At 61.5% G+C, this 25,052-nt stretch carries 25 protein-coding genes; 9 read left to right on the top strand and 16 right to left on the bottom strand.

Annotated elements, in window-relative coordinates:
- Window positions 1-14 precede the first annotated feature (14 nt).
- The 5 genes from arcC to LGT41_RS09090 are packed head-to-tail and all read right to left on the bottom strand — an operon-like array spanning window position 15 to window position 6,985.
- Complete coding sequence (arcC, locus tag LGT41_RS09110) at window positions 15-935, bottom strand: carbamate kinase (protein ID WP_274126564.1); 921 nt, start codon at window positions 933-935, stop codon at window positions 15-17.
- A gap of 1 nt (window position 936) precedes the next feature.
- Window positions 937-1,938 carry an ornithine carbamoyltransferase gene (gene argF / locus LGT41_RS09105; protein WP_274126563.1) on the bottom strand — a complete coding sequence of 334 codons (1,002 nt, stop codon included), beginning with the start codon at window positions 1,936-1,938 and terminating at the stop codon, window positions 937-939.
- 14 nt (window positions 1,939-1,952) lie between these two features.
- Window positions 1,953-3,179 (bottom strand): arginine deiminase, encoded by a 1,227-nt coding sequence (locus LGT41_RS09100; protein WP_274126562.1) that lies wholly within the window; start codon window positions 3,177-3,179, stop codon window positions 1,953-1,955.
- Between the two features lie 24 nt (window positions 3,180-3,203).
- Window positions 3,204-4,652: a YfcC family protein gene (locus tag LGT41_RS09095; protein ID WP_274126561.1), complete on the bottom strand. Its 1,449-nt coding sequence runs from the start codon at window positions 4,650-4,652 to the stop codon at window positions 3,204-3,206.
- Between the two features lie 17 nt (window positions 4,653-4,669).
- Window positions 4,670-6,985 carry a heavy metal translocating P-type ATPase gene (locus LGT41_RS09090; protein ID WP_274129699.1) on the bottom strand — a complete coding sequence of 772 codons (2,316 nt, stop codon included), beginning with the start codon at window positions 6,983-6,985 and terminating at the stop codon, window positions 4,670-4,672.
- A 233-nt stretch (window positions 6,986-7,218) separates the two neighbouring features.
- Here LGT41_RS09090 and LGT41_RS09085 point away from each other — a divergent pair, with 233 nt between their 5' ends.
- Entirely contained in the window at window positions 7,219-8,100 is an 882-nt protein-coding gene (locus LGT41_RS09085) for a patatin-like phospholipase family protein (protein ID WP_274126560.1), read from the top strand.
- A 43-nt stretch (window positions 8,101-8,143) separates the two neighbouring features.
- On the opposite strand, the gene xdhC is transcribed toward LGT41_RS09085, so the two are convergent.
- The 6 genes from xdhC to LGT41_RS09055 all read right to left on the bottom strand — a co-directional run bounded on the left by xdhC (window position 8,144) and on the right by LGT41_RS09055 (window position 15,791).
- On the bottom strand, window positions 8,144-8,950 hold the full coding sequence (gene xdhC / locus LGT41_RS09080; protein WP_274126559.1) for a xanthine dehydrogenase accessory protein XdhC: 807 nt from the start codon (window positions 8,948-8,950) through the stop codon (window positions 8,144-8,146).
- The gene (gene xdhB, locus LGT41_RS09075; RefSeq protein WP_274126558.1) at window positions 8,943-11,246 is read right to left on the bottom strand and encodes a xanthine dehydrogenase molybdopterin binding subunit; all 2,304 of its coding nucleotides are present in this window, start codon (window positions 11,244-11,246) and stop codon (window positions 8,943-8,945) included. Before xdhB ends, xdhC begins: the two co-directional genes overlap by 8 nt.
- Window positions 11,243-12,715, bottom strand: a complete 1,473-nt coding sequence (gene xdhA / locus LGT41_RS09070) for a xanthine dehydrogenase small subunit (protein ID WP_274126557.1) — start codon at window positions 12,713-12,715, stop codon at window positions 11,243-11,245. The genes xdhB and xdhA overlap by 4 nt, the downstream gene beginning before the upstream one ends.
- Window positions 12,716-13,069, bottom strand: coding sequence for a hydroxyisourate hydrolase (gene uraH, locus LGT41_RS09065; RefSeq protein WP_274126556.1), 354 nt, complete (start codon window positions 13,067-13,069; stop codon window positions 12,716-12,718).
- Between the two features lie 124 nt (window positions 13,070-13,193).
- Window positions 13,194-14,375, bottom strand: a complete 1,182-nt coding sequence (locus LGT41_RS09060; RefSeq protein WP_274126555.1) for a M24 family metallopeptidase — start codon at window positions 14,373-14,375, stop codon at window positions 13,194-13,196.
- Between the two features lie 39 nt (window positions 14,376-14,414).
- Window positions 14,415-15,791 carry an aspartate aminotransferase family protein gene (locus LGT41_RS09055; protein WP_274126554.1) on the bottom strand — a complete coding sequence of 459 codons (1,377 nt, stop codon included), beginning with the start codon at window positions 15,789-15,791 and terminating at the stop codon, window positions 14,415-14,417.
- 176 nt (window positions 15,792-15,967) lie between these two features.
- On the opposite strand from LGT41_RS09055, the gene LGT41_RS09050 reads away from it, so the two are divergent.
- The gene (locus tag LGT41_RS09050) at window positions 15,968-16,450 is read left to right on the top strand and encodes a VOC family protein (RefSeq protein ID WP_274126553.1); all 483 of its coding nucleotides are present in this window, start codon (window positions 15,968-15,970) and stop codon (window positions 16,448-16,450) included.
- Between the two features lie 3 nt (window positions 16,451-16,453).
- Here LGT41_RS09050 and LGT41_RS09045 read toward each other — a convergent pair whose 3' ends face one another.
- From LGT41_RS09045 to LGT41_RS09035, 3 genes are all read right to left on the bottom strand, one after another.
- Window positions 16,454-16,840, bottom strand: coding sequence for a hypothetical protein (locus LGT41_RS09045; RefSeq protein ID WP_274126552.1), 387 nt, complete (start codon window positions 16,838-16,840; stop codon window positions 16,454-16,456).
- Window positions 16,841-16,937: 97 nt separating this feature from the next.
- Entirely contained in the window at window positions 16,938-17,672 is a 735-nt protein-coding gene (locus LGT41_RS09040) for a gamma-glutamyl-gamma-aminobutyrate hydrolase family protein (RefSeq protein WP_337993006.1), read from the bottom strand.
- Between the two features lie 60 nt (window positions 17,673-17,732).
- On the bottom strand, window positions 17,733-17,993 hold the full coding sequence (locus LGT41_RS09035) for a GlsB/YeaQ/YmgE family stress response membrane protein (RefSeq protein WP_274126550.1): 261 nt from the start codon (window positions 17,991-17,993) through the stop codon (window positions 17,733-17,735).
- A 139-nt stretch (window positions 17,994-18,132) separates the two neighbouring features.
- Between LGT41_RS09035 and LGT41_RS09030 the strand changes: the two genes are divergently transcribed.
- Window positions 18,133-18,366 (top strand): HP1242/YdcH family protein, encoded by a 234-nt coding sequence (locus tag LGT41_RS09030; RefSeq protein ID WP_274126549.1) that lies wholly within the window; start codon window positions 18,133-18,135, stop codon window positions 18,364-18,366.
- On the opposite strand, the gene LGT41_RS09025 is transcribed toward LGT41_RS09030, so the two are convergent.
- Window positions 18,363-20,555, bottom strand: coding sequence for a malate synthase G (locus tag LGT41_RS09025; RefSeq protein ID WP_274126548.1), 2,193 nt, complete (start codon window positions 20,553-20,555; stop codon window positions 18,363-18,365). The genes LGT41_RS09030 and LGT41_RS09025 overlap by 4 nt on opposite strands.
- A gap of 152 nt (window positions 20,556-20,707) precedes the next feature.
- Between LGT41_RS09025 and LGT41_RS09020 the strand changes: the two genes are divergently transcribed.
- From LGT41_RS09020 to LGT41_RS08995, 6 genes are read left to right on the top strand one after another with little or no spacing between them, the layout of a single operon-like run.
- Window positions 20,708-21,046 carry an ArsR/SmtB family transcription factor gene (locus LGT41_RS09020; RefSeq protein ID WP_274126547.1) on the top strand — a complete coding sequence of 113 codons (339 nt, stop codon included), beginning with the start codon at window positions 20,708-20,710 and terminating at the stop codon, window positions 21,044-21,046.
- A complete protein-coding gene (locus tag LGT41_RS09015; protein WP_274126546.1) occupies window positions 21,043-21,495 on the top strand; it encodes an SRPBCC family protein in 453 nt (150 codons plus the stop codon). Before LGT41_RS09020 ends, LGT41_RS09015 begins: the two co-directional genes overlap by 4 nt.
- A gap of 8 nt (window positions 21,496-21,503) precedes the next feature.
- Entirely contained in the window at window positions 21,504-21,992 is a 489-nt protein-coding gene (locus tag LGT41_RS09010; protein WP_274126545.1) for an SRPBCC domain-containing protein, read from the top strand.
- A 28-nt stretch (window positions 21,993-22,020) separates the two neighbouring features.
- Entirely contained in the window at window positions 22,021-22,632 is a 612-nt protein-coding gene (locus LGT41_RS09005) for a Pr6Pr family membrane protein (RefSeq protein WP_274126544.1), read from the top strand.
- Between the two features lie 60 nt (window positions 22,633-22,692).
- A complete protein-coding gene (gene gatB, locus LGT41_RS09000) occupies window positions 22,693-24,204 on the top strand; it encodes an Asp-tRNA(Asn)/Glu-tRNA(Gln) amidotransferase subunit GatB (RefSeq protein ID WP_420720212.1) in 1,512 nt (503 codons plus the stop codon).
- 8 nt (window positions 24,205-24,212) lie between these two features.
- A complete protein-coding gene (locus LGT41_RS08995) occupies window positions 24,213-24,734 on the top strand; it encodes a hypothetical protein (RefSeq protein ID WP_274126542.1) in 522 nt (173 codons plus the stop codon).
- Here the strand turns inward: LGT41_RS08995 and LGT41_RS08990 are convergent.
- The gene (locus LGT41_RS08990; protein ID WP_274126541.1) at window positions 24,731-24,991 is read right to left on the bottom strand and encodes a BolA family protein; all 261 of its coding nucleotides are present in this window, start codon (window positions 24,989-24,991) and stop codon (window positions 24,731-24,733) included. The genes LGT41_RS08995 and LGT41_RS08990 overlap by 4 nt on opposite strands.
- Window positions 24,992-25,052 lie beyond the last annotated feature (61 nt).

Raw genomic sequence — 25,052 nt, 5'->3', positions numbered from 1 at the left:
GTATTGCGCCGTTTCTACATACGATGCGCGGCCAGGCGCAGCTGCGTCCCGGCCGTTCCATCCAGAAGCGCCAGCGCATCTTTCAGGCGGCCGATTGCGGCCAGCCCGCCGGATTGAGCAAAATCGGCTGCTGCCGCAATTTTCGGGCCCATCGAGCCGGCGGGAAGGTCCAGTGCGCGGGCCTCTTGTGGCGTGATACGCGCGATCGGCGCGGCGTGATCGGTGCCAAAATCGCGATAGGCGGCATCGACATCGGTCAGCAGCAGCAGCGCATCTGCCCCCAACCGCCGGGCCAGCAGCGCGCTGGCGGCATCCTTGTCGATCACCGCTTCGATTCCGATCATCGCGCCATCGGGCAGGCGCAGCACCGGAATGCCGCCGCCGCCGGTGCAGATCACGATCACACCCTGGTCCAGCAACAGGCGCAGCACCCGCAGATCGGGAATGTCCTGCGGTTTGGGCGAGGCGACAACCCGCCGCCATTTGTCGCCATCCGGCGCGATGTGCCAACCGGCGGCGTCGGCGCGGGCCTCGGCTTCGTTGCGCTCATAGACGGGGCCGATGAATTTGGTCGGGGTCAGAAACGCCGGATCATCGGCATCGACCACAACCTGCGTCAACAGCGTGGCGACAGGCTGCTTATGGTCCAGCGCGTTCTCAAGCTCTTGTTCGATCATATAGCCGATCATGCCGCCGGTTTCGGCCCCCAGCACATCCAGCGGATAAGCCTCGTCCGGTTTATAGGCCGCGCCCTGCAACGCTAGAAGCCCGACCTGCGGGCCGTTGCCGTGGGTTACGACCAGCCGGTGCCCGGCGCGCACAATATCCGCCAGCGCCATGCAGGCGGTGCGGATATTGGCGCGCTGGTTCTGGGCGGTCAACGGCTGGCCGCGCTGCAACAGCGCGTTCCCGCCAAGGGCGGCCACCACCAGCATCTCAGCCCCCTAGCGTGGCGACAAGCACCGCCTTGATCGTGTGTAGCCGGTTTTCCGCCTGATCAAAAACAATCGAGGCGGGGCTTTCGAACACCTCCTCTGTCACCTCCATCGCCTCAAGGCCGAATTCGTCCCTGATCTGCGCGCCCATCTCGGTTTCGGCATTGTGAAAGGCGGGCAAGCAATGCATGAATTTCGTGCGCGGATTGCCGGTTTGCGCCATGACCCCGGCGCTCACCTGATAGGGGGTCAACAGCGCAATGCGCTCGGCCCATTTCACCTTGGGCTCTCCCATCGACACCCAGACATCGGTATAGACGAAATCGGCCCCCTTCACGCCGGTCGCCACATCCTCGGTCAGGGTTATGCGCGCGCCGGTTTGCGCGGCAATCGCCTCGGCCTCGTCGCGGATTGCCTGTTCCGGCCACAGGCTTTCTGGTGCGCAAAGCCGCACATCCATGCCCATCTTGGCCCCGCCAATCAGCAGGCTGTCACCCATATTGTTGCCCGCATCGCCCATGAAACAATAGGCGACCTCGCGCAGCGGTTTGTCGGAATGCTCCATCATCGTCAGAAAATCGGCCAGAATCTGGGTTGGGTGGAACTCATCCGTAAGCCCGTTATAGACCGGCACACCGGCATATTGCGCCAGCGTCTCGACAATCGGCTGGCCAAAGCCGCGATATTCGATCGCATCATAGACGCGGCCCAGCACACGGGCAGTATCCTTTACGGTTTCCTTCCTGCCGATATGGCTGCCGCTTGGCCCCAGATAGGTGACATGCGCGCCCTGATCATGGGCCGCCACCTCAAAGCCCACGCGGGTGCGGGTGCTGTCTTTTTCAAAGATCAGGGCGATTTCCTTGCCGGTCAGGCGCGGCACCTCGTAGCCGCCGTATTTCGCCGCCTTCAGATCGGCCGACAGTTTCAACAAGAAGCCGATTTCCTGTGGGGAAAAGTCGCGCAGCGTCAGAAAATGGCGGTTTCGCAGATTGTAGGACATGGGGTTTCCTTTTGTCAGATTGCGTCGCGGATGGTCGGGCAGCTCATGCAATGGCTGCCGCCCCGGCCCCGCCCCAGTTCGGCACCGGGGATGGCCAGCACCTCGATGCCGGCATCCTTCAGCGCGGCATTGGTGTCGTCGTTGCGGTCATAGCCGATGACAACGCCGGGGCGCAGTGCCAGCACATTGTTGCCATCGTTCCACTGTTCGCGCGACTGTTCGGCCAGATCGGCGCCACCCGTCGGCACCAGATGCAGCTTTTTGAACCCCAGGATCTCGGCCGTGATCTCGAACAGGTGGCGGGGGTCGCGCCGGATATCCAGCGGCGCCTTGCCCGGCCCCGGGCGCAGATCGTAACAGGTGATCGCATCGGCCACCTCCTGAAAGGTCGTCACCACATCATTGCCGCAATGGGTAAAGACCGTGTCCAGATGCATGGCCGCGCGCGACCGGGGCATCTGGCAGGCGATGACGCGGCTTACATCGCCGCCCGCAAACAGCGCCTCGGCCAGTTGGCCGACGGCCTGCGGGGACGAGCGTTCGCCCATGCCGACCATTACCACACCATGCCCGATGGGCATGATGTCGCCACCCTCCAGCGTGGCCGCGCCGAATTCGCGCGTGGGGTCGCCGAACCAGACGCGTGCGCCCGCGAATTTCGGATGGAACTTGTAGACCGCGGCCATCAGCAAGGTTTCGGGCCGCCGCGCCGGCCAATACATCGGGTTCAGGGTGACACCGCCATAAACCCAGGCCGAATTGTCGCGGGTAAAGATGAAATTCGGCAAGGGTGGCAGAACAAAGCCGTTCAGCCCGAGATAGCTGCCAAACATGCCGGACGGGGTGAAGGGCAAATCGGCCACCGTGATCCCGCCAACCAGAAAGCGCGCCAGCTCGACGCCGGGCATGGCCTCCATCCAGTTGCGCAGATCGTCGCGCATTCCCACCCCCACATCGTTGCGACTTATCCGGTGGTCCAGCACGAAGGCCCGTGCCTTGGCAATGTCCAGCGTTTCGGCCAGCAGGGTCATGGCGTTGAGAACCTCGATGCCCTCGTTGCGCATGATATCGGCAAAAACCCCGTGATCCTTGATCGCCTGCTTGACCCAGAACACATCGTCAAACAGCAGATCGGCGCAATTGTCTGGGGTCAGGCGGCGGTGGGCCAGGCCTGGCGGCGACACGATCACCTGCCTAAGCTGCCCGGTTTCCGAATGGACACCCGGTTGTGTTTCAGACATGAAAGTAAGCTCCTTTGGATTGGCTCAGAGAATTGCGGCCACGCTGATGCTGGCCGAGATGAACAGGACGAGAATGAGCAGCAATGGCCAGATGAAAACGATCCAGCGGTCAAACGACACCCGCCCGATGGCCAGCCCGCCGATGACAACGGCCGAGGTTGGCGTGATGAGGTTCACCAGCCCGCTTGCCGATTGATAGGCCGTCACCACGACATCGCGCCCGACTCCGGCGAAATCTGCCAAAGGCGCAAGGATCGGCATCGACAGCACCGCCAGTCCGGATGACGAGGGCACAAGAAAGCTCATCCCCGTTTCGATCCAGAACATCAGGTTGATAAAGGCCATCTGCGGCAGCCCGCCCAGCGTATCGGCGGCGCTGTTCAAAATGGTGTCGGCAATAAGCCCCTGCTCCATGATCACGACAATGCCACGCGCCAGCCCGATGACCAGCGCCACGCCCAGCAAATCCTTGGCGCCATCGACAAAGGCCGATGTCAGCTTCTTTTCGCCCATCCGCGCGACCAGCCCGACAACGATGGCCATGCCAAAGAACAGCGCCCCCATGCGCGCCATCCACCAGCCCTGGCTCGACACGCCCCAGATCATCACCGCGAAGGTGGCGAAGAACAGGACAAGCACCAGCTTTTGAGTGCCGCTCAGCCTTGGCGTGGCGGCTTGCGCATCGGCATCCTTCAAGAAAAACCGCCGGTCGCTGTCACGCTGGGCGGCAATGACCGAGCGGGCCGGATTGGCCTTGATGCGCGCGGCATAGCGCATCACATAAGCAATACAAATCGCAAGCCCGCCAAGCAGAATGACCAGGCGCAGCGCCATGCCTTCGGTAAACGGAATGCCCGCCGCGTTCGAGGCGATGACCGTGGCAAACGGGTTGATGGTCGAGCCGAGCGTGCCAATCCCCGCGCCGATCAGGATGATCGCAACGCCCGTGACCCCGTCAAACCCCGCCGCAATGACAACCGGAATAAGCAGCCCGTAAAAGGCCAGCGTTTCTTCGGCCATGCCATAGGTGGTGCCGCCCAGCGCGAAAAGCGACATCAGGATCGGTATCATCCATATCTCGCGGCCCTTCAGCCGGCCCATCGCGGTCTTGATTCCGGTGTCGATTGCGTTGGTTGCGTTCACCACGCCCAGAAACCCGCCAAGCAGCAGCACGAACAGCGCCACATCGATGGCATTTGCGGCATAGCTGTCCGGGTCATAGAAGCCGGCAACCGGCGCCAGCAGGATATCGACAAACCCCTGCGGGTTGGACTCGACGGTCTGATAGGTGCCGGGCACGGCAATTTCGCGCCCGACCTCGTCATTCATCGCCCGGTCATATTGCCCCGCCGGGATGATCCAGGTCAGCCCCGCCATAAGGATGATCAGCAGGAAAAGAATCGTGTAGGCGGTTGGAAACCGCGCCGCCAGCCCGCTGCCTTCGGGCTTTTTGTCAGTTGATGTCTCAGCCATGTCCCTGTCCCTTCCGTTCAGGATTTACTCTGTGGTGAAAACCCGCCAATCCCCGCCAGCCGCACCCGTTTGAGCAGCAGCGCATTGATCGCGACCAGCGCCGAACTGCCCGACATCGCCAGCGCCGCAACGGCGGGGCTGATGATCAGCGGGTAGAAGACGCCCGCCGCCATCGGGAAGGCGACAACGTTATAGGCCACCGCCCAGAACAGGTTCTGGTGCATCTTGCGCAAGGTGGCGCGCGACAACTCGATCGCGCCGACAACATCGTAAGGGTCGCTTTTCATCAGCACGACATCGGCGCTTTCCATCGCCACATCGGTGCCCGCGCCAATGGCAAAGCCGACATCGGCCTGGGTCAGCGCGGGCGCGTCGTTGACGCCGTCACCGACCATGCCCACCTTCTTGCCCTGGGCCTGCAATTCCTTGACCTTGTCGGCCTTCTGGCCCGGCAGCACGTCGGCCAGCACCATGTCGATGCCAAGCTCGCCGGCAATCCGCCGCGCCGTGCCCTCGTTGTCGCCGGTCAGCATCGCCACCTCGACCCCGCGTTCGCGCAGCTTGGCCACGGCGGCCTTGGCGCTGGGGCGCGGCGCGTCGGCAATGGCGATCAGGCCGATCAGCCGGCCGCCCTGCGCCACATGCACCACGGTGCGCCCCTCGCCTTTCAACCGTTCGGCCTGTGCGTTCAGCGCACCAAGCTCAACGCTTTCCTCGTCCATCAGCCGCCGGTTGCCCACCAGCACGGTCTGCCCGCCGATCTCGGCGCGCGCGCCCCGGCCCTCAAGGTTCTCGAAACCGGCCATCTGCGGCACATCAAGCGCCTCGGCGCGCTGGACGATCGCCAGCGCCAGCGGGTGGTCCGATCCGCGATCGACAGCGGCGGCGGCGCGCAGCGCGTCATCCTCGGCGCTGCCCTCGGCGGCCACGATCTCGACAACGCGCGGCTCGCCCATCGTCAGCGTGCCGGTCTTGTCGAACACGATCACGTCGAGCTTGGTCGCATCCTCCAGCGCCCCGGCATTCTTGAACAGGATGCCATGCTGCGCCCCAAGGCCGGTGCCGACCATCACCGCCATCGGCGTGGCCAGCCCCAGCGCATCGGGGCAGGCGATGACGAAAACCGTGATTGTCAGCGTCAGCGCGAACAGCAGCGGCGATCCGATCCACCAGAACCAGACCGCGAATGTGGCCAGCCCGATCACGATGGCAATCACCACCAGCCATTGCGAGGCCCGGTCGGCCAGCAGCTGCGCCGGCGCCTTGGAATTCTGCGCCTCCTGCACCAGCTTGACGATCTGCGCCAGCGCGGTGTCGGCGCCAACCTTGGTGGCGCGGTAGCGGAAGGTGCCGCTCTTGTTGATCGTGGCGCCGATCACGGTGTCGCCCACGGCCTTGTTGACCGGCATCGATTCGCCGGTCAGCATGGATTCGTCCACCAGCGATGTGCCCTCAAGCACCTCGCCATCCACGGGAATCTTGTTGCCCGGCCGGATGACCACGGTTTCGCCCTGAAGCACCTCGGCGGTCGGCACCTCAACCTCGCGCCCGTCGCGGATTACAACGGCCATCGGCGGTGCAAGATCAAGCAGCGCCCGGATCGCCGCCGAGGCCCCGGCCCGCGCCCGCATTTCCAGCCAGTGGCCCAGCAGGATGAACACCAGCAGCACCGCGACCGCCTCGTAGAACTGCACACCGGGAAAGAAGAAGGTCGAGCCGACGCTGAACACATAGCCGGTGCCGACCGACAACACGACAAGCACCGCCATGTTGAGGATGCCATTGCGAAGCGCCCGTGCGGCGGCCACAAAGAACGGCCAGCTTGGCCAAAGAATTGCCGCACTGCCAAGCACGAACAGCCACAGATCGAGCCGCAAGCCAAGGGGCGGTGCGGGCGGTGTGAACATGCCGCCCATCGGCGAATAGATGAAGATCGGCACGGTAAACAGCAGCGCCACCCAGAAACGGTTGCGCATGTCGCGCACCATGCCCGCCATGTCCTTGCCGCCACCATGCCCCATTTCATGCGCCATCGCATCGTGGCCAGCCGGGGCGTTTTTGCCATGTGCTGCATGGCCCGTATGGCCCGCATGTTCGGCAGGCACCGACTGGCAGATATGGTTCGGAACCCGCTCACCAGCACAATGAAACCCACAGGATTCAATTGCCTTGCGCAGCGCCGCTTCGCCCAGAACGGTTTCGTCATACTGCACGGTCACACTGGCCGAGGCTGGGTTGGCTTGGGCGCGCCGCACCCCCTTTAGCGCAGACAGATGGCGTTCAACCGCAAGGTGGTCGAGTATCTCGAACAGCCCACGGACCTCAAGGGTCATGGTTTTCAATATTGGCTCCTATCGATTCATCCTTGCGATCGCAAAAGACCGTCGGAGGAAAAGACGTTGCCAGAATTTGAACATTACACCGGCAGAAGAAAAAATTTTATTCGACCGACCGAGGCAATGCCACATTTGGTAATGCCGTGGCTTGGCAAGCGTCTATCGGCGGGATAACCAAGCACGTAGCCATTCAAGCGTTGTTGATTGACCTGAACAACGGAGCCTGAACATTGACCCGCCACGCCCAGCGCAATAACCGGCCACACAAATCCTTTGCACTTGTATTCAGTGGCGGCGGGGCGCGTGGCCTGTCACATGCGGGTGTTTTGCGCGCGCTGATTTCGCGTGGCTATATGCCCAGTGCTGTGGTTGGCGTGTCGATGGGCGCGGTTGTTGGCGCGACCTATGCGCTCAACGATGACTGGTATGATGCGCTGGTCGGCATGGATACCAGCGGGTTTCCCGCAGCACCCGACTTTCGCCAGCCGGGGCTGAGGGCAAAAATAAGGGGGTTGCGCATTGCCTTGCTTGCGGCGCGCGACATGTATTTCGGCTGGGGGGTTGGCGCGCGCACCGAGACCTGGGGCCGCAATGTGCTTACAGAACTGACCCGGGGCAAAACCCTGCAAGAGGGGCGGATTCCGGTTTTCGTTTGCGCAACCGACATGCTTACCGGCGAGCGTGTGGTCTTTTCGCAGGGCCGGGCCACCGATTATGTCTATTCCAGCGCGGCACTGGCCGGGATATTGCCGCCCCTGGTCGACGGCCCGTATGTGCTGATGGATGGCGCCTATGCCGACATCGCACCGGTTGATGTTGCCCGCGCCACCGGCGCCGAAGTCGTGATCGCGGTTGACCCTGGCCAGCGCGAAAATGCCGCCGGCCCGAAAAACGGAATGCAGGCCATGCTGCGCTCTGTCGAAGTCTGCCAGTATGAACATGCACGGCTGCGCTTCGAGCGGGCCGATATGGTCATAAGGCCAATGTTCCGCCAGACGATAGGCACACTGGAATTTGCACAAAAGCGCCATTGTATCGCCGCAGGGGCGATGGCCATACGCCGCGCCTATCCACAAATCGGCCAATTGCTCGATCGCCCTTCGCCGGGCTGAAGCCTTGCATTTGCGCCCGGGCCAGAACCCATGCCGCCTTGCCTTATCGGGCGGGCATATGGGCGCGACTTTGGCGGCTTTCCAGCGCCGCCCAAAGCTCTGCGACAATCATCGCGGCAATCACGCCCGGTTCCTTGCTGGCGGTTTTGCGGCCCATCGGGCAATGCAGCGGGCCTGGGTTTAGCCCCTGCTCGCGGCAAAAACGCGCAAACCGCGCGGCTTTCGTGGCCGAGCCGATCATCCCGCAATAGGCGGCATCGTGGCGCGCCAGCGCCTCGGCCCCAAGCAGAAAGTCGAGCGCATGGTCATGGGTCAGGATGATGAAGGCGCTGCCCGCAGGCGCGGCCCGCAGTTCAGATTCTGGCAGTGCGGTAAGTGTCTGGGGCAGGTCAGCAGCCAGCGCCAATTCCGCGGCACGGCTGTCGATCAGCCGTGCCGCACAGGGCAAGGGCTGCACGGCGCGGGCCAGGGCGCGGCCAATATGACCCGCGCCAAAAATCAGCACATGCGGGTGGGTTTGGCGAATGGTTTCCAGCGCGACAAGTTCCGCCTCTGGATCGGTTAGCCGCGTCAGTTCAACCTGCACGCGCCCGCCGCAGCACTGGCCGATTTCGGGGCCAAGCGGCACATCCATGCGTGCTGCCAGCCCCCCGCTGGCCAGCAAGGCGCGCGCCTGGTCAAGCGCCATATATTCAAGCTGCCCGCCACCGATCGTGCCAAGCTGTCCGGCGGCTCCGACATACATGCTCGCCCCCGCCGCGCGCGGCGATGAGCCGGCAACATGCGCCAGACGAAGCCGCACTACCGGGCCTTGATGCACAAGCGCGCGCAATGCGGCCGGTTCAGTCACGCAGCCGCTCCAAAGCCATAAGCACGCGTTCCGGCGTTGCGGGCGCATCCAGACGCGGGCAGGTCTTGTAGTCCTTCACGCTGGCCACGGCCATCGACAGCGCCTCGAACACCGAAATGCCCAGCATGAATGGCGGCTCGCCCACGGCTTTGGACCGGCGGATCGTGGGTTCGGCAGCCCGCGCCCAATCTGCAAGTTCTACATTAAAGACGCGCGGCAAGTCACTGGCCAGCGGTATTTTATAGGTGCTGGGCGCATGGGTGCGCAAGCGGCCCTTGTCATCCCACCACAGCTCTTCGGTGGTCAGCCAGCCAACGCCCTGCACGAAGGCGCCTTCGACCTGCCCCTTGTCAAGTGCCGGGTTCAGGCTGCGGCCGACATCGTGCAGCACATCGCTGCGCAAAATGCGGTATTCGCCGGTGAGCGTGTCTATCGCCACCTCGGAAACCGCCGCGCCATAGGCGAAATAGTAAAACGGGCGACCCTTGCCGGCGTCACGATCCCAATGGATTTCGGGGGTTTTGTAAAACCCCGTGGCCGAAAGCGAAACACGTGCCATATAGGCGGCTTTGATGACGGCTTCAAAGCCCATAACTTCGCCGCCCACCCGCACACCTTCTGCTGTAAATTCAACGTCTTGCGGCGAAACCTTCCAGTGTGCCGCGGCAAATTCCACCAGTCGGGCGCGAAGGGTGAGCGCGGCATCCTGCGCAGCCATGCCGTTCAGATCGGTGCCCGAACTCGCCGCGGTGGCTGATGTATTTGGCACCTTGTCGGTGGTCGTTGCCGTAACCCGCACGCGCCCCAGATCAACCTGAAAACAATCGGCGACCACCTGTGCCACCTTGGTAAACAGGCCCTGGCCCATTTCGGTGCCACCATGATTGAGCAGCATAGAGCCATCATTATAGATATGCAGCAGCGCACCGGCCTGATTATACCAGGTCGCGGTGAAGGAAATGCCGAATTTCACCGGCGTCAGCGCAATGCCCTTTCGCAGCGTTATGCCCCTGGCATTATGCGCCAGAACGGCAGCGCGCCGCGCCTGATAGTCGGATGATTTCTCTATCTGATCAAGGAGTTGCGGCATGATGTTATCAGCCACGGTCTGATGATAGGGCGTGATGTCGCGCCCATCTGCATAGAGGTTGGCGCGGCGCACGGCGAGCGTGTCCATCCCGCGATGATAGGCGATCTCCTCGATGATCCGTTCCGCCGCAATCACCCCCTGCGGGCCGCCAAAGCCCCGAAAGGCGGTGTTTGAAACGGTGTCGGTCTTCATCGGGCGCGAGACAAGCCGCACGGCGGGGTAGAAATAGGCGTTGTCGGCATGAAACAGCGCACGATCAGTGACCGGGCCGGACAGATCGGCGGAAAAGCCACAGCGCGCGGCAAAGCTGCCGTCAACCGCCAGAATGCGGCCAGCATCATCAAAGCCCACCTCGTAAGTGATGAGAAAGTCATGCCTTTTTCCGGTGGCAACCATATCGTCATCGCGATCCGGGCGCAGTTTTACAGCGCATTTATGCTTGGACGCGGCCACGGCAGCCACGGCGGCGAACAGGTTCGGCTGGGTTTCCTTGCCGCCAAATCCACCGCCCATACGGCGCACGGTAATGGTTACATCATGGCTGTTTTTGCCCAGAACATGCGCCACCATATGCTGCACTTCGCTGGGGTGCTGGGTGCTGGAATAGACCTGAACCGCGCCGTTTTCCCCCGGAATAGCCAGCGCGATATGGCCTTCCAGATAGAAATGGTCCTGCCCGCCGACACGCATTTCACCCTTTATTCTATGGGGCGCGCCGGCCATTGCACTGGCGATATCGCCGCGTTCCAGCGTGAGCGGTTTGGTGACATGGGGGTAGCCCTTTTCCATTGCCTCGCCCACATCGCAAACATGCGGCAACCCGTCATATGCCACCTTGGCCAGTTGCGCGGCCCGGCGGGCCTGATCGCGGGTTTTGGCGATGACGGCAAACAGCGGCTGGCCCCAGAAGGCAACCTCGGAATCGGCCAGAACAGGCTCGTCATTCAACCCCGTCGGGCTGATATCGTTATGGCCGGGAATGTCGGCTGCGACAATCACATCGACCACGCCGGGGGCGGCGCGCACGGCCGACAGGTCCATGCTGGTAATGGTTGCCCGTGCGATTGTCGACAGGCCAAGATAGGCGTGTAACGTATTGGCAGGGCTGGGAATATCGTCGGTATAGTCCGCAGCACCAGTGACATGCAGGCGGGCGGAGTCATGGGGTTCTTCGGTGTGGATGGCACCTTGCAGGGCTTTGGTCATGCCACATTCTCCTGCCGCAATGTCAAGGTTTCGTCTTCCCCGGCCATCTGGTCATAAAAGCGCAACAGCAGGTTCGCGGCGACCGTGGCGCGATATTCTTTTGAGGCGCGCCAATCGGTCAGCGGGGTGAAATCATCGGCAATGGCGCGCGCGGCGGCGGCAAAGCTTTCACGGGTGAAGGGCTGGCCGATAAGCGCCGCCTCGGCCTTTTTGGCGCGCAAGGGGGTGCCCGCCATGCCGCCATAGGCCAGCCGCGCAGAAGTTACATTGTAACCGTCTTTTTGCACCAAAAAGCCCGCTGCAACCGCCGAAATGTCTTCATCCCGCCTTTTAGTTACTTTGTAACCGCAAAACAGCGCATCGGCCGCAAGCGGCGGAATGTGGAGCGCGGAGACGAACTCGTCTGCCGCACGGTCTTGCTTGCCATATGCGATGAAGAAATCCTGAACGGGTATGCGGCGGTTGCCGCGCGTCGATGTCAGCGCTACCTCGGCACCCAGCGCGATCAGCACCGGCGGTGTGTCGCCAATGGGCGAGCCGTTGGCGACATTGCCGCCCACCGTGCCCATATTGCGCACCTGCGCGCCGCCAATGCGTGGCCAGAATTCGGCAAGCTGCGGATAGGCGGCCAGCAGCGCGGGCGCGGCATCGGTATAGGTAACACCCGCGCCCAGGGTCAGGCCGGAGGCGTCTTGCGTGATCGTCTGAAGCTCGGCCAGATTGGTGATGAACACGGCGGGCGAAATATCGCGCATGTGTTTGGTGATCCACAGGCCGACATCGGTCGAGCCCGCAACGATGGTCGGGTTTTCATGCGCCGCCAGAACCTCGGCAAGATCGGCCAGACTGGCGGGGATGATGGCGCGGTCTGTGCCGCTTCGCGACAGCTCTACCCGCGCGCCATCGGCGAGTGCGGCGAGCCTTGTGTCCATTTCCGCACGGTGACTGATCAGCGCATCCATCCCCTGCCCGCCCATCTCGCTGGCGGCCCTGGCGGCGCGCAAGATCGGGGCGTAGCCGGTGCAGCGGCACAGGTTGCCTTGTAGTGCCACCTCGATCTCGGCCACGCTCGGCTTTGGGTTATCCATCCAGAGCGCATAGAGCGACATGACGATGCCGGGCGTGCAAAAGCCGCATTGGCTGCCGTGATGGTCGAGCATGGCCTGCTGCACGGGGTGCAGCGCACCGCCCTGGCCCGACAGGTGTTCGACCGTGACGACATGGCACCCATCAAGGCTGGGCATGAGGCGGATGCAGGCATTGACCGCCTCGTAAACCAGCCCGCGCGCGCTGCGCCGCCCAACCAGCACGGTGCAGGCGCCGCAATCGCCCTCGGCGCAGCCTTCCTTGGTGCCGGTCAGGTTGCAATGAAGGCGCAGAAAGTCGAGCAAAGTATCGCTGGCCCCGATCTCGGCCAAGCTGACGGGTGCATCATTCAGGATGAAGTGCAGATGATTGCGCCTGGCCATTCAGCTACCCCTGTAGGTGGAATAAGCAAAGGGAGAGACGAGCAACGGCACGTGGTAATGCTGGGCCGGGTCGCGCACACCAAAGCGCAGCGGCACGATATCAAGAAACAGCTCGCCATCATCCACCAGCCCGCCTGCGCGCAGATAATCGCCGACATGAAAGACCAGCTCGTAACTGCCGCTGGCCATATCTTCGGGCGCAATCAGCAGCCCGTCGGTGCGGCCATCGGCATTGGTGGTGAATGTGCCAAGCGGGCGGCGCGCGCCACCCGGATCGGCAAAAAGTTCAATTTTCAGCCCCGCCGCAGGTGCGCCGCGCGCGGTGTCAAGGACATGAGTGCTAAGCCCGGCCATAGAATCCCCCATCTGTTTTGGGCAATTCTGCGCGCATGGGGGGTGAAAATCCAGAATTTTTTTGACCAATTGGAAAAATTTCTGGATTGTTGCGCAAATTCAGTGGTTTGGGGCAGATTTTGGCCTAATCCTTGATGAATAACCGCCGTTCTGTGGTGCAAAGACACTCGTAACCATTCTCGGTAATCAGAATGGGTTCGGTGATTTCCAGGCCGCCATCATCGAGCCAGAGTGCGGGCATGAAGTGAAAGCACATGCCGGCCGCCAGCACCGATTTATCGCCCGCGCGGAACGACATGGTGCGCTCGCCCCAATCGGGCGGGTAGGACAGGCCGATGGAATAGCCGCAGCGACCATCTTTATTGAAGCCCGCCTTGTTGAGCGCGGCGTTGAAGGCGTTGGCGATGTCTTCGCACAGATTGCCCGGTTTGGCCTGTTCCAGCCCGGCCTCGACCGCATCAAGCACGGCGGCTTCGGCGTCGAGGTATTTTTGCGGCGCGGCACCCAGGAACAGCGTGCGTGATTGCGGCACATGATAGCGGCGATGCACACCGGCGATTTCAAAGAAGGTGCTTTCGTTCTTGCGCAAAGGCGCGCCATCCCATGTGAGATGCGCGGCAGTGGCATCCAGCCCCGAAGGTGCAAGCGGCACAATGGCGGGGTAGTCGCCCCAAAATTCATCGGTGCCGCGAATGCCTGCGGCGTAAATTTCGGCGACAAGGTCGTTCTTGCGCATTCCGGGTTCAGCCCGCTCCACTATGGCGGCGTGCATCTTGTCGGTAATGCTGGCCGCCCCGCGCATATAGGCGATTTCGCGCGGCGATTTGATGGCGCGCTGCCAGTTCACAAGGCCGTTTGCATCGACAAATTGCGCATCGGGCAGGCCCATGACAAGGGTGATATGGGCGGCGGCGGAATAATAGTAATTGTCTAGCTCCACGCCAATGCGCGCCGTCTCGTATCCGCGCGCCTTAAGCAGGGCGGCAAGGTCGGTCATGGTGTGGATTTCGGGGTTCTGCACCAAATAGTCGGGGTAGCCGACGATGTCGTCATCGCCCATGAACACGGTGCGCTGCGCGCCAACGGCATCCATCCCGCGGCCCCAGTAAACAGGGTCGCCCTCCATCCCCAGCAAAACGGCCTGATGCACGTAGAACGACCAGCCATCATAGCCGCTGATCCAGGCCATGTTCGATGGGTCGGAGATGATGATGCAATCAAGCCCGCGCGCCGCCATTTCGGCGCGCGTGCCCTTGATGCGGGCATGGTATTCTTCGGTGGGAAAATTGTTGATCTGGTAGGACATGCTTCGGCCTGTTGTAAGGGTCAGGCCGAAGCCTGTTGGTTAGAGCGTAGCGGTGACTTTATCGACCGCCTTTGCCGTTGCATCCACAATACGGTCCAATTCCGACGTGGATACACAAAATGGCGGGGCGAAACCCAGAATATCGCCCTGCGGCATGGCGCGCGCGATGATGCCCTGTTCGAGCATGGCCGCCGCAAGTTGCGGGCCGATCTTTTGGGCGGGGTCAAAGAATGTGCGGCTGTCTTTGTCGGCGACGACTTCGACAGCCGCCAAAAGCCCCTCGCCGCGCACATCGCCCACGATGCGCTTGCCCGACAAGGCCGATTTCAGCGCCGCGTTGAAATAGGCGCCCTGGGTTTTGGCGGCATCGACAAGCTTCAGATCGTCGATCAGCTTGAGATTGGCCACACCGGCAGCGGCGCAAATCGGGTGGGCGGAATAGGTCCAGCCGTGGCCGATCGGGCCAAGCTTGTCGGTGCCATCGGCTAGCACCTTGAACATCTTTTCCGATACGATAGAGCCGGAAAGCGGCGCATAGGCCGAAGTCAGCCCCTTGGCGATGGTGATCAGGTCGGGCTTGAGGCCGTAATGGTCCGAGCCGAACATGCTGCCGAGCCGGCCAAAACCGGTAACGACCTCATCGACCACGAGCAGGATATCGTATTTCGACAGAACCGCCTGAATGGCCGCCCAATAGCCTGCGGGCGGGGGGACAATGCCACCGGTGCCAAGCACGGGCTCGCCGATAAAGGCGGCAACGGTGTCCGGGCCTTCGGCCAGAATCAGCTCTTCCAGCGATCGGGCGCAATGGGCCACGAACTCGGCCTCGCTCTGGTCCAGAGTCTCACGGCGATAATAATAGGGCGCTTCGGTATGCACGACTTGCGAGAGCGGCAGATCGAATTTCTTGTGGAAAAGCTCCAGCCCCGTCAGGCTGCCCGTCATCAGGCCCGAGCCGTGATAGCCGCGCCAGCGCGAGATGATCTTCTTCTTTTCGGGCCGGTCCAGCACATTGTTGTAATACCAGATCAGCTTGATATTGGTTTCATTGGCGTCCGAACCGCCAAGCCCGTAATAGACCTTGGACATGCCTGCTGGCGCGCGGTCGATGATCATTTTTGAAAGCGTGATGCTGGCCTCGGTCCCGTGGCCGACATAGGCGTGGTAATAGGCCATTTCGCGCGCCTGATCGGCAATCGCCTCGGCAATTTCGGGGCGGCCATAGCCGACATTCACGCAGTAAAGCCCGGAGAACGCATCCAGCAGGCGGGTGCCGTTGCGGTCTTCGATTTCACAACCCTTGGCCGTGGTGATAACGCGGTTGCCCTGTTCACCCCGCGCAAACTGCCCAAGATGGGTTGAGGGGTGAAAGAAGGTGTCGCGGTCCCACTGGGCCAGATGGTCATTGGTCAGCATGTTGTTTCCCTGGATTGCACTGAACCTGCCTTACCACCCAAAAAAATAGGGTCAACCCCCTTGGCCGGGCCGCATGGGCGGGGCGCGCTCATTTCTTTTGCGGCATCAGGCGCGGTTCTGATAGGCTGGATGACAGCAATTTTGGCAAGCGCGGCAAGGCGGCGGGAAAGGCGCGGATGACATCTTCCAAAAACACCATCTGCCTTTGGTATGAAAGCGATGCCGAAGCAGCGGCGCGGTTCTATGCGGCAACCTTTCCCGATAGCGCGGTCACAGCCGTGCATCGCGCCCCGGCAGATAACCCGTCAACGGCGCAAGGTGCCGTGCTGACGGTGGAATTTACGGTGTGCGGCATTCCCTGTATCGGGCTGAATGGCGGGCCGGCCTTCAAGCAAAGCGAGGCGTTTTCCTTCCAGATTGCCACCGATGACCAAGACGAGACCGACCGTTATTGGAACGCGATTGTCGGCAATGGCGGGCAGGAAAGCATGTGCGGCTGGTGCAAGGATAAATGGGGCGTTTCGTGGCAGATTACTCCGCGCGCGCTGACCAAAGCGATGGCCGCAGGCGGCGAACCCGCCGCACGGGCTTTCAAGGCGATGATGCAGATGAAAAAGCTTGATGTTGCGGCGATTGAGGCGGCGGTGCGGGGCGATTAGCGGCTATTTTGCGCGTGTAAAGCCGGCTGCAAAGCGATTGCCCGTTTTCAGCCGCGCGCTCAGCGATGAGGCGTTGAGCCATGCTTCAATTTCGTCGGTAAATGCCCCCAGAAACGTAACCTCGGCAAGACCTGCAACTTTGTGCAGGGCCTTCATTTCGGGCCAGTCCATTGACGTATCATGATGCCCGATCCAAGCGGTTGGGTTTTCGTACTCGATTACAGCTTGCGCGGTTGCTTCACGCGGATTTGCAAAAAACCGGTAGGACAGCACGCCGCGATGCCCTTCTTGCTCGACCCGTCGCACAAGCGCTAAGACGGCCATGTCAAACTGCGCAGCAGGGGCGAGCAGGTTGTAGCGGTTGAGAATGGTGAGGGTTTCGTCGCTCATTGCAGAACACTAGCGGGAGTTGCAGTCCTTTGCGAGGAGCAAACGGGGGTGATGCAATTCAATCGCATTTAAGACTTCCAATCGCCCGTGCCCGGAGTTAGGCGTGGAGCGCATCGCCGAAGGCGGCGAAAAGCGGGCGTGATACGCTGTCATGCGCGGCGTTCCATTCGGGGTGCCATTGCACGGCCATCGCAAAGCCGGCAGCGCCTGCAATATGGATGGCTTCGGGCGTTTCATCTTCGGCATAGCCTTCGATGATCACGCGGCTGCCCGCCAACTCTATCCCCTGCCCGTGCAGCGAGTTGACGCGCACACGCTCGGCCCCGAACACCTGTGCAAATTTCCCGCCGGGGGCAAGGTGGACATCGTGGCGAAGGGCGAATTTTTCCTCGATCGTGCCATCGGGCGGCATTCGGTGGTTCATGCGGCCCGGCAGGTCGCGGATTTCGGGATGCAGGGTGCCGCCAAAGGCGACGTTGAATTCCTGAAAGCCGCGGCAAATGCCCAGAATCGGCTTGCCCGCCGCAACACAGGCCTGGATGAGCGGCAAAGCCAGTGCATCGCGGTTACGGTCGAAGGCGCCATGCGCCGCGGTTTCCTCATGGCCATAATGGCTGGGGTGGACATTGGGCCGCCCGCCGGGAAAGAGAAACCCCGCACAAGCCGCCATAAGGCTGGCAATTTCGCTGGTATCGGGCAAGGCGGGCACGATCAGCGGCAGTGCCTCGCACACCTCGGCCACGGCGCGCATGTTCATATCGCCCGCGCCCTGCACCATGTAACTGTCGTTGATGAGATGGGCGTTGCCGATGATACCGATGACGGGGCGCAAGCAGGCTCTCCTTTCAGGAATGGCGCAACGGGGCTGGCCGCTGCGCCATTTGTAATGCGTTTACGCCCGGTTCACAAAGCGGATGACGATGAGCAGCAGAACCGCGCCGAGTGTGGCGTTGATGATGCCGCCGATTATGCCCGAACCGATGACAACACCAATGGCCGGCAAGACAAAGCTGGCAATCGCCGCGCCAACGATTCCGACGATGATATTGCCGACAAGGCCAAAGCCATAGCCCTTGACCAACTGGCCCGCAAGCCAGCCGGCAACCGCACCGATAACAACAAGAATGATAATGCCTTCTAGAGTTATAGTCATGTCTCTGCTCCTGTTTCTGGGTGGCGCGAGTCTTGCCTATTTGTGCAAAAAAACAACCCCATTTCGGCTGTGGTTTGATCTGGCGCAATGTTGCGGGCGCACAACGCGGGCAAACTGCCCTGAAAGAAGGAGCGACAGCATGAGCCACCGGCCAAATTCACTTGCCGACCAGTTTCCCGATCAGAGCGAGCGCATTCATGCGCTAAAACTGAACGACGCGCATTTTGCCAAACTGGCCGATGACTATGAGGCGCTGAACAACCAGATCCACCGTGCTGAAACCAATCTGGACCCGGTGGATGATTTTACCGCCGAAACCTGGCGCAAGCAGCGCCTGGCGCTGCTCGACCAGATCGCGCCCTATTTGCGCTAAAGCCTGTTTGCGGCATCTGCGCGGCTTGCCTGCTGGCGCTGGTCTTCCTTGGCCTGCTGGCGATAGGCGTGCAACAGCGGCTCGGTATAGCCCGAGGGCTGTGCGGCGCCTTTCAGCACAAGATCAACGGCGGCATTGAAGGCCGGGCCGTCATAGCCCGGTGCCATTGGCCTATAGGCGGGGTCATCGGCGTTTTGCGCATCGACGACCCTGGCCATTTTGCGCATCACCTCAAGCACGCGCACATCATCCACCACGCCATGTTCCAGCCAATTGGCCATATGCTGGCTTGAAATGCGGCAGGTGGCGCGGTCTTCCATCAGGCCGACATCGTTGATATCGGGCACTTTGGAACAGCCGACACCCTGGTCGACCCAGCGCACGACGTAACCCAGAATGCCCTGCGCGTTGTTTTCCAGCTCGGCGGTGATCTCGTCTTCCGACCAGTTCTGCCCGGCGGCCAGCGGAATGTTCAGCAACCCGCCACGGCCCGGGCGCGGGCCTGCTTCGCGCAGTTTTTGCTGCACGGCGGCAACATCGCACAGATGGTAATGCGTGGCGTGCAGCGTGGCGGCGGTGGGGCTGGGCACCCAGGCGCAATTGGCACCCGCAGCCGGGTGCGCGCCTTTCTGGGCCAGCATATCGGCCATCAAATCCGGCATGGCCCACATGCCCTTGCCGATTTGCGCGCGCCCCATCAGCCCGCAGGCCAGGCCGGTATCGACATTGTTGTTTTCGTAAGCGCCAATCCAGGCGGCGGTTTTCATATCGCCCTTGCGCAGCATCGGCCCGGCCTGCATCGAGGTATGGATCTCGTCGCCCGTCCGGTCGAGGAATCCGGTATTGATGAAGGCGACACGGTGGCGCGCGGCGCGGATACATTCGCCAAGGTTCAGCGATGTGCGGCGCTCTTCATCCATGATGCCGAGCTTCACGGTATTGTTTGGCAGGCGCAGCGCGTTTTCCACTCGGTCGAACAGCTTATCGGCAAAAGCCACTTCCTGTGGCCCGTGCATCTTGGGTTTGACGACATAGATCGAGCCCGCCGCCGAATTGGCATGGTTGAACTTCAGGTCATGCAGCGCGCAAAGCGTGGTGATCATCGCATCCATAATGCCTTCGGGCACCTCGCGGCCCTCGGCATCCAGAATGGCGGGGTTGGTCATCAGGTGGCCGACATTGCGCACCAGCATCAGCGCGCGGCCCTTGACCGTCAGCTTGCCGCCATCAGGCGTTTGGTAGGTGCTGTCGGGGTTCAGCTTGCGGGTGAAGGTCTTGCCGCCCTTGGTAACGGTCTCGGTCAGATCGCCCTTCATCAGCCCCAGCCAGTTGGCATAGGCCAGAACCTTGTCTTCGGCATCGACGGCCGCGACGGAATCTTCGCAATCCATGATCGCTGAAATGGCGGATTCAAGGTAAATGTCGGAAATGCCGGCAAGGTCTTGCGCGCCAACCGGGGTGGATGGATCGACCAGAATTTCCAGCAGCAGGCCGTTCTTGCGCAACAGCACCTGCAACGGGCACAGACCGTTTTCCAGATAGCCGACAAATTGCGACGGGTCGGCAAGGCCGGTTTCGCCTTCGGGCGTGGTGGCGATCAGCATTTCACCATCAACGCGCAGTCTGGTGACATCGGCCCAGCTTCCGCCCGCCAGCGGCGCTGCCCTGTCCAGATGCGCCTTGGCCCAGGCAATGACGCGCGCGCCGCGCTGCGCATCATAGCCCTTACCGCTTGGCAAATCGCCCAGCGCATCGGTGCCATAAAGCGAATCATACAGGCTGCCCCAGCGGGCATTGGCGGCGTTCAGCGCGTAGCGCGCATTCATGACCGGCACCACAAGCTGCGGCCCCGCAATGGAGGCGATTTCGGGGTCGATATTGCTGGTTTCAATCTCGAACGCTGCGCCTTCGGGCACGATATAGCCGATATCGGCCAACATCGCGCCATAGGCGGCGGCGTCATGCGGCTTGTCGCGGTTGGCGATATGCCAGGCATCAATTTTTGCCTGCAATTCTTCGCGTCGCGCCAGCAGCGCGCGGTTCTCGGGGGCAAGTTCGGAGATGATCGCCTCGAAGCCGCGCCAGAAATCGGTGGCCGTGATGCCGGTGCCGGGCAGCGCCTGCTGCTCGATAAAGGCAACGAGCCGGTCATCGACCTGCAATCCGGATTTAATGCTGCGTGCGGTCATTCTGGCCTCTGATACTTGGGGTCTGCGGGTATGTGTATTCAGCATGTGTATACGGCGGGATACCGCCCAGATAGGGTTTTTTGGGGCCACTGGCAACCTTGGCCCCGCAAAAGGGGCTGGACAAATTTTGCGCGACGGCAATACTTAGGCTTATGACTAAGTATTCGCCGCAACTCGATTCGATCTTCCATGCGCTTGCCGACCCGACGCGCCGCGCGGTTCTGGCCCGGCTGGCCCGTGGCCCGGCCAGCGTGGGCGTATTGGCCGAACCCTTCGACATGGCCCTGCCCTCGCTGATGCAGCACATCAAAAAGCTGGAGGACGGCGGGCTGATCGAAACCCGAAAAGAAGGGCGCACACGGCAGTGCGCGCTGCGCCCCGATGCGCTGGCGCCGGTGGAAGACTGGCTGTCGGCCCAGCGCGATATGTGGAATGGCCGCCTGGACCGGCTTGAGGCCTATATCGAAACCCTGACAAAGGAAAAACCATGAACGACCTGAAATTGCACCGCATTCTGAAAGCCCCGCGCGCGCTGATCTGGGAATGTTTTACCCAGCCCGAGCATTTGAAGAATTTCTTCATTCCCAGGCCGCATAAAATTCTTGATGCCGAGGTGCAGCTTTTCGCCGGCGGGCGCTTTTATTCGCTGTTCGAGGTTGACGGGACCGAATACCCGAACGAGGGCTGCGTGCTGGAGGTTGTTACCGGCGAAAAGCTGGTCACGACCGACACGCTGCTGGCCGGTTACATTCCGGCACCCAACCCGTTTTTCACGGCAATCATGACATTTGCCGACCACCCCGATGGCACCGAATACACCGCCCTTGCCCGCCACGGAAACCCCGATACGCGCAAGCGGCACGAAGAAATGGGCTTTCATGAGGGCTGGGGCACGGTGGCCGACCAGTTGGAAGCCTATGCGCAAGGCCTGCAGAATTGAGCGCGGCTATGGACAACCGAACAATGGTGCTGGAACGCCAGTTCAATGCCACACCCGAAGTGGTCTGGGCCGCGCTGAGCGACCCGAACGTGCTGCCAACATGGTGGGGGCCGGACGGGTTCAGCTGCAAAACCAAAGAGATAGACCTGCGCGAAGGCGGGCAATGGCGGTTTGACATGATCGCACCTGATGGCACGGTCTTTGCCAACCGCCACCGCTTTACGGTTTATGACAAGCCGCGCCGCATTGTCTATTTGCTGGATGATGACGGCCGCGGAGAGCAATCCAAAACCGCAGAAATTACGCTGATGCCGCAAGATGGCGGCACGGCGCTGCGGCTCTGTATGCGGTTCGCAACAGCCGAGGACTTGCGCGCCGCCAAAACCTATAACGCGGTTGAATTGGGCTATCAGACATTGGGCAAGCTCGCCGCTTATCTGGAGGCGCATGGACAGGAAACAACCCCTTGCGCCACGCCCGATGGCGCGGTTGAATAGCGCCATTGAAGCCATGCAGGGGTGCAGAATGGGGATACGTGGAATTCACCTTGTGGTGGCGCTTGCCGCCTGGGCGACGCTTGGTACGCAAATCTACCTGACCCTGAATGATGCGGATTTTTCCGGCGCGCTGGCGGCGCTTGTGAATCTGTTCAGCTTTTTCACCATCCTGACCAACACATTGGCCGCAGTGGTGCTAAGTGCGGTCGCGCTTGCACCTTCGGGGCGGATCGCGCAAAACGCGCCACTGCGCGCGGCGGTGGCGCTGTATATCGGCTTTGTGGCGGTGGTGTATCACATTCTGCTGGCCCCGCTGTTCAGCCCGACAGGGCTGAACTGGCTGTTGGACCAGATGTTGCACACCGCCCTGCCCGCGCTTTACATCGGGCTTTGGATGGGCTTTGCGCCAAAGGCCGGGCTGCGGTTCAGCCATGCGCTTTACTGGCTGATTTATCCGCTGGCCTATTGCGCCTATGCCCTGCTGCGCGGTGCGGCGACTGGGCTTTACCCCTATTTCTTTCTTGACCCGACTGCGGCGGGCTATGGCCCGGTTGTGCAGATGGTCGGGCTGCTTGTTGCGGCTTTCCTGCTGGTCGGATTGGCACAAATCGCCTTGTGCCGCGCTGTTGCGCGTGGCTGAGCCCTTGCCCAAGCCCGCCTAACTGCCTACAACCCTTCGCAAACCTAGCTGAGGGCCATGATGAACACGCTTGCCTATACCGACCCGACCCCGAAAATCTATCACGGCGCCAAGGGCGACTATGAGGTGGTGATTGGCATGGAGGTTCATGCGCAGATCGCCAGTAAATCCAAGCTGTTTTCGGGCGCATCCACAGGTTTTGGCGCGGCCCCCAACACGCATGTCAGCCTTGTCGATGCCGCCATGCCGGGCATGTTGCCGGTGGTGAACGCGTTTTGCATCGAACAGGCCGTGCGCACCGGGCTGGGGCTGAAGGCAAAAATCAACCTGTTCTCGAGCTTTGACCGGAAGAACTATTTCTACCCCGACCTGCCGCAAGGCTATCAGATCAGCCAGCTTTACCACCCGATCGTGGGCGAGGGTGAAGTGCTGGTCGACATGGCCCCCGGCATTGGCCGCAAGGTGCGGATCGAACGGATTCATGTGGAGCAGGACGCCGGCAAATCGGTTCATGACATGGACCCGGAGATGAGCTTTGTCGACCTCAACCGCACCGGCGTTGCGCTGATGGAAATTGTCAGCCGCCCCGATATTCGCGGGCCGGAGGAAGCGGCGGAATATGTGCGCAAGCTGCGCCAGATTCTGCGCTATCTGGGCACCTGCGATGGCAATATGCAGGAAGGCAGCCTGCGCGCCGATGTGAACGTGTCGATCTGCACGGCCGGCACTTACGAGAAATTCCGCGAAACGGGCGATTTTTCGCTGCTCGGCACGCGCTGCGAGATCAAGAACATGAACTCCATGCGGTTTATCCAGCAGGCGATTGACTATGAGGTGAAGCGCCAGATCGCGATTGTGGAAGATGGTGGCACGGTCGATCAGGAAACGCGCCTGTATGACCCCAACAAGGGCGAAACCCGCTCGATGCGGAGCAAGGAAGAGGCGCATGACTATCGTTATTTCCCCTGCCCCGACCTGCTGCCGCTGGAAATTGAACAGGCCTGGGTTGATGGCATTGCCGCCAGCCTGCCCGAACTGCCCGATGCCAAGAAGGCGCGCTTTGTGGAAAAATTCGGCATGACCGAATATGACGCCGGCGTGCTGACCGCCGACACGATCAACGCCGATTTCTTTGAAACCGTGGCCAAAGGCCGCGATGGCAAGACAGCGGCAAACTGGATCATCAACGAGCTGTTCGGGCGGCTGAACAAGGAGGGGCTGGAGATCGACGCCTCGCCGATTTCCGCCGATCAGCTTGGCGGATTGCTGGACCTGCTTGCGGCTGACGCAATTTCCGGCAAGATCGCCAAGGATGTGTTCGAGATTGTCTGGACCGAAGGCGGCGAGCCTGCCGAGATTGTCGAGGCACGCGGGATGCGGCAGGTCACCGATACCGGCGCGATTGAAGCGGCGGTTGACGAGGTGATTGCCGCCAATCCCGACAAGGCGGCCGCAGCGCGCGAAAAACCGTCTATGGCGGGCTGGTTCGTGGGTCAGGTGATCAAGGCTTCGGGGGGCAAGGCCAACCCGAAAGTGGTGAATGAAATGGTCCGCGCCAAGCTCGGGCTTTAGGAGGGCGGATGTCTGACTTTGAATATAAGGTGATTGTCGCGCCAAGCGTGGCCAAAAAGGTGAAGGGCATCAAAACCCTGCCCGAACGGTTTGCGCATGTGCTGGCCGAGGCGATCAATACCGAAGCCCGCGAAGGCTGGGAGTATGTGGCCCAGGAACGCTTTCAGGTCGAGGGCAAATCCGGCCTGCTGAGCAAGGCCAAAATCGGCGAAGAAACCTTTCTGATTTTCCGCCGCGCAAAAGATGCAAAAGGCGCCGTGCCGCTTGACCAGCGCCTTGAAACGATGGTGGAAAAACGCGCCCGCAACAAGCCGGTTGAAAAGCCTGCAACGCAAAGCGCGCCGATTGAGACCATAGCGCCGGTGCCCGCCCCCAGCCAGGCCAAGACCGAGCGGGCCGAACCGCGAATGCAGGCCGACCCGGAAGCGCCGCGCACAACCAGCACCAGCGGTGTATTCAGCCCGCTCAGCAGCCGCGATACGGACAGCGATGAAAACGCCCCGAAAATCGGCCCGGCCGGGCGCGATTAGGGCGCAGCCACATCCAGCACCAGCGCATGAACGCGTTCGGCCAGTTCCTCGCGCAGCGCAGCCATGACGGCGCGCTGTGCGGCCACGCGCGACTGCCCACGAAACGCCTCGGCGCGGATTTTCACCGAAAAATGCGTCTGCCCGCCATCGCGATAGCCGCCGTGACCACGATGCGCCTCGCTATCATCTTGAATTTCAAGCAATTCGGGGTGAAATGCCTCTGAAAGTTTGCTATGTATGCGCGCGGCATAGTCCACTTGTTTTCTCCTCTGCCCAACCGGGCAAAATAAAGCACGGCTGTGCGATTCGATAAATTGA

This window comes from Abyssibius alkaniclasticus (assembly GCF_020447305.1).
Classification (GTDB): domain Bacteria; phylum Pseudomonadota; class Alphaproteobacteria; order Rhodobacterales; family Rhodobacteraceae; genus Abyssibius; species Abyssibius alkaniclasticus.
The sequence above is the reverse complement of the archived record's forward strand: the minus strand, read 5'-3'. Positions and strand labels throughout refer to the sequence as shown.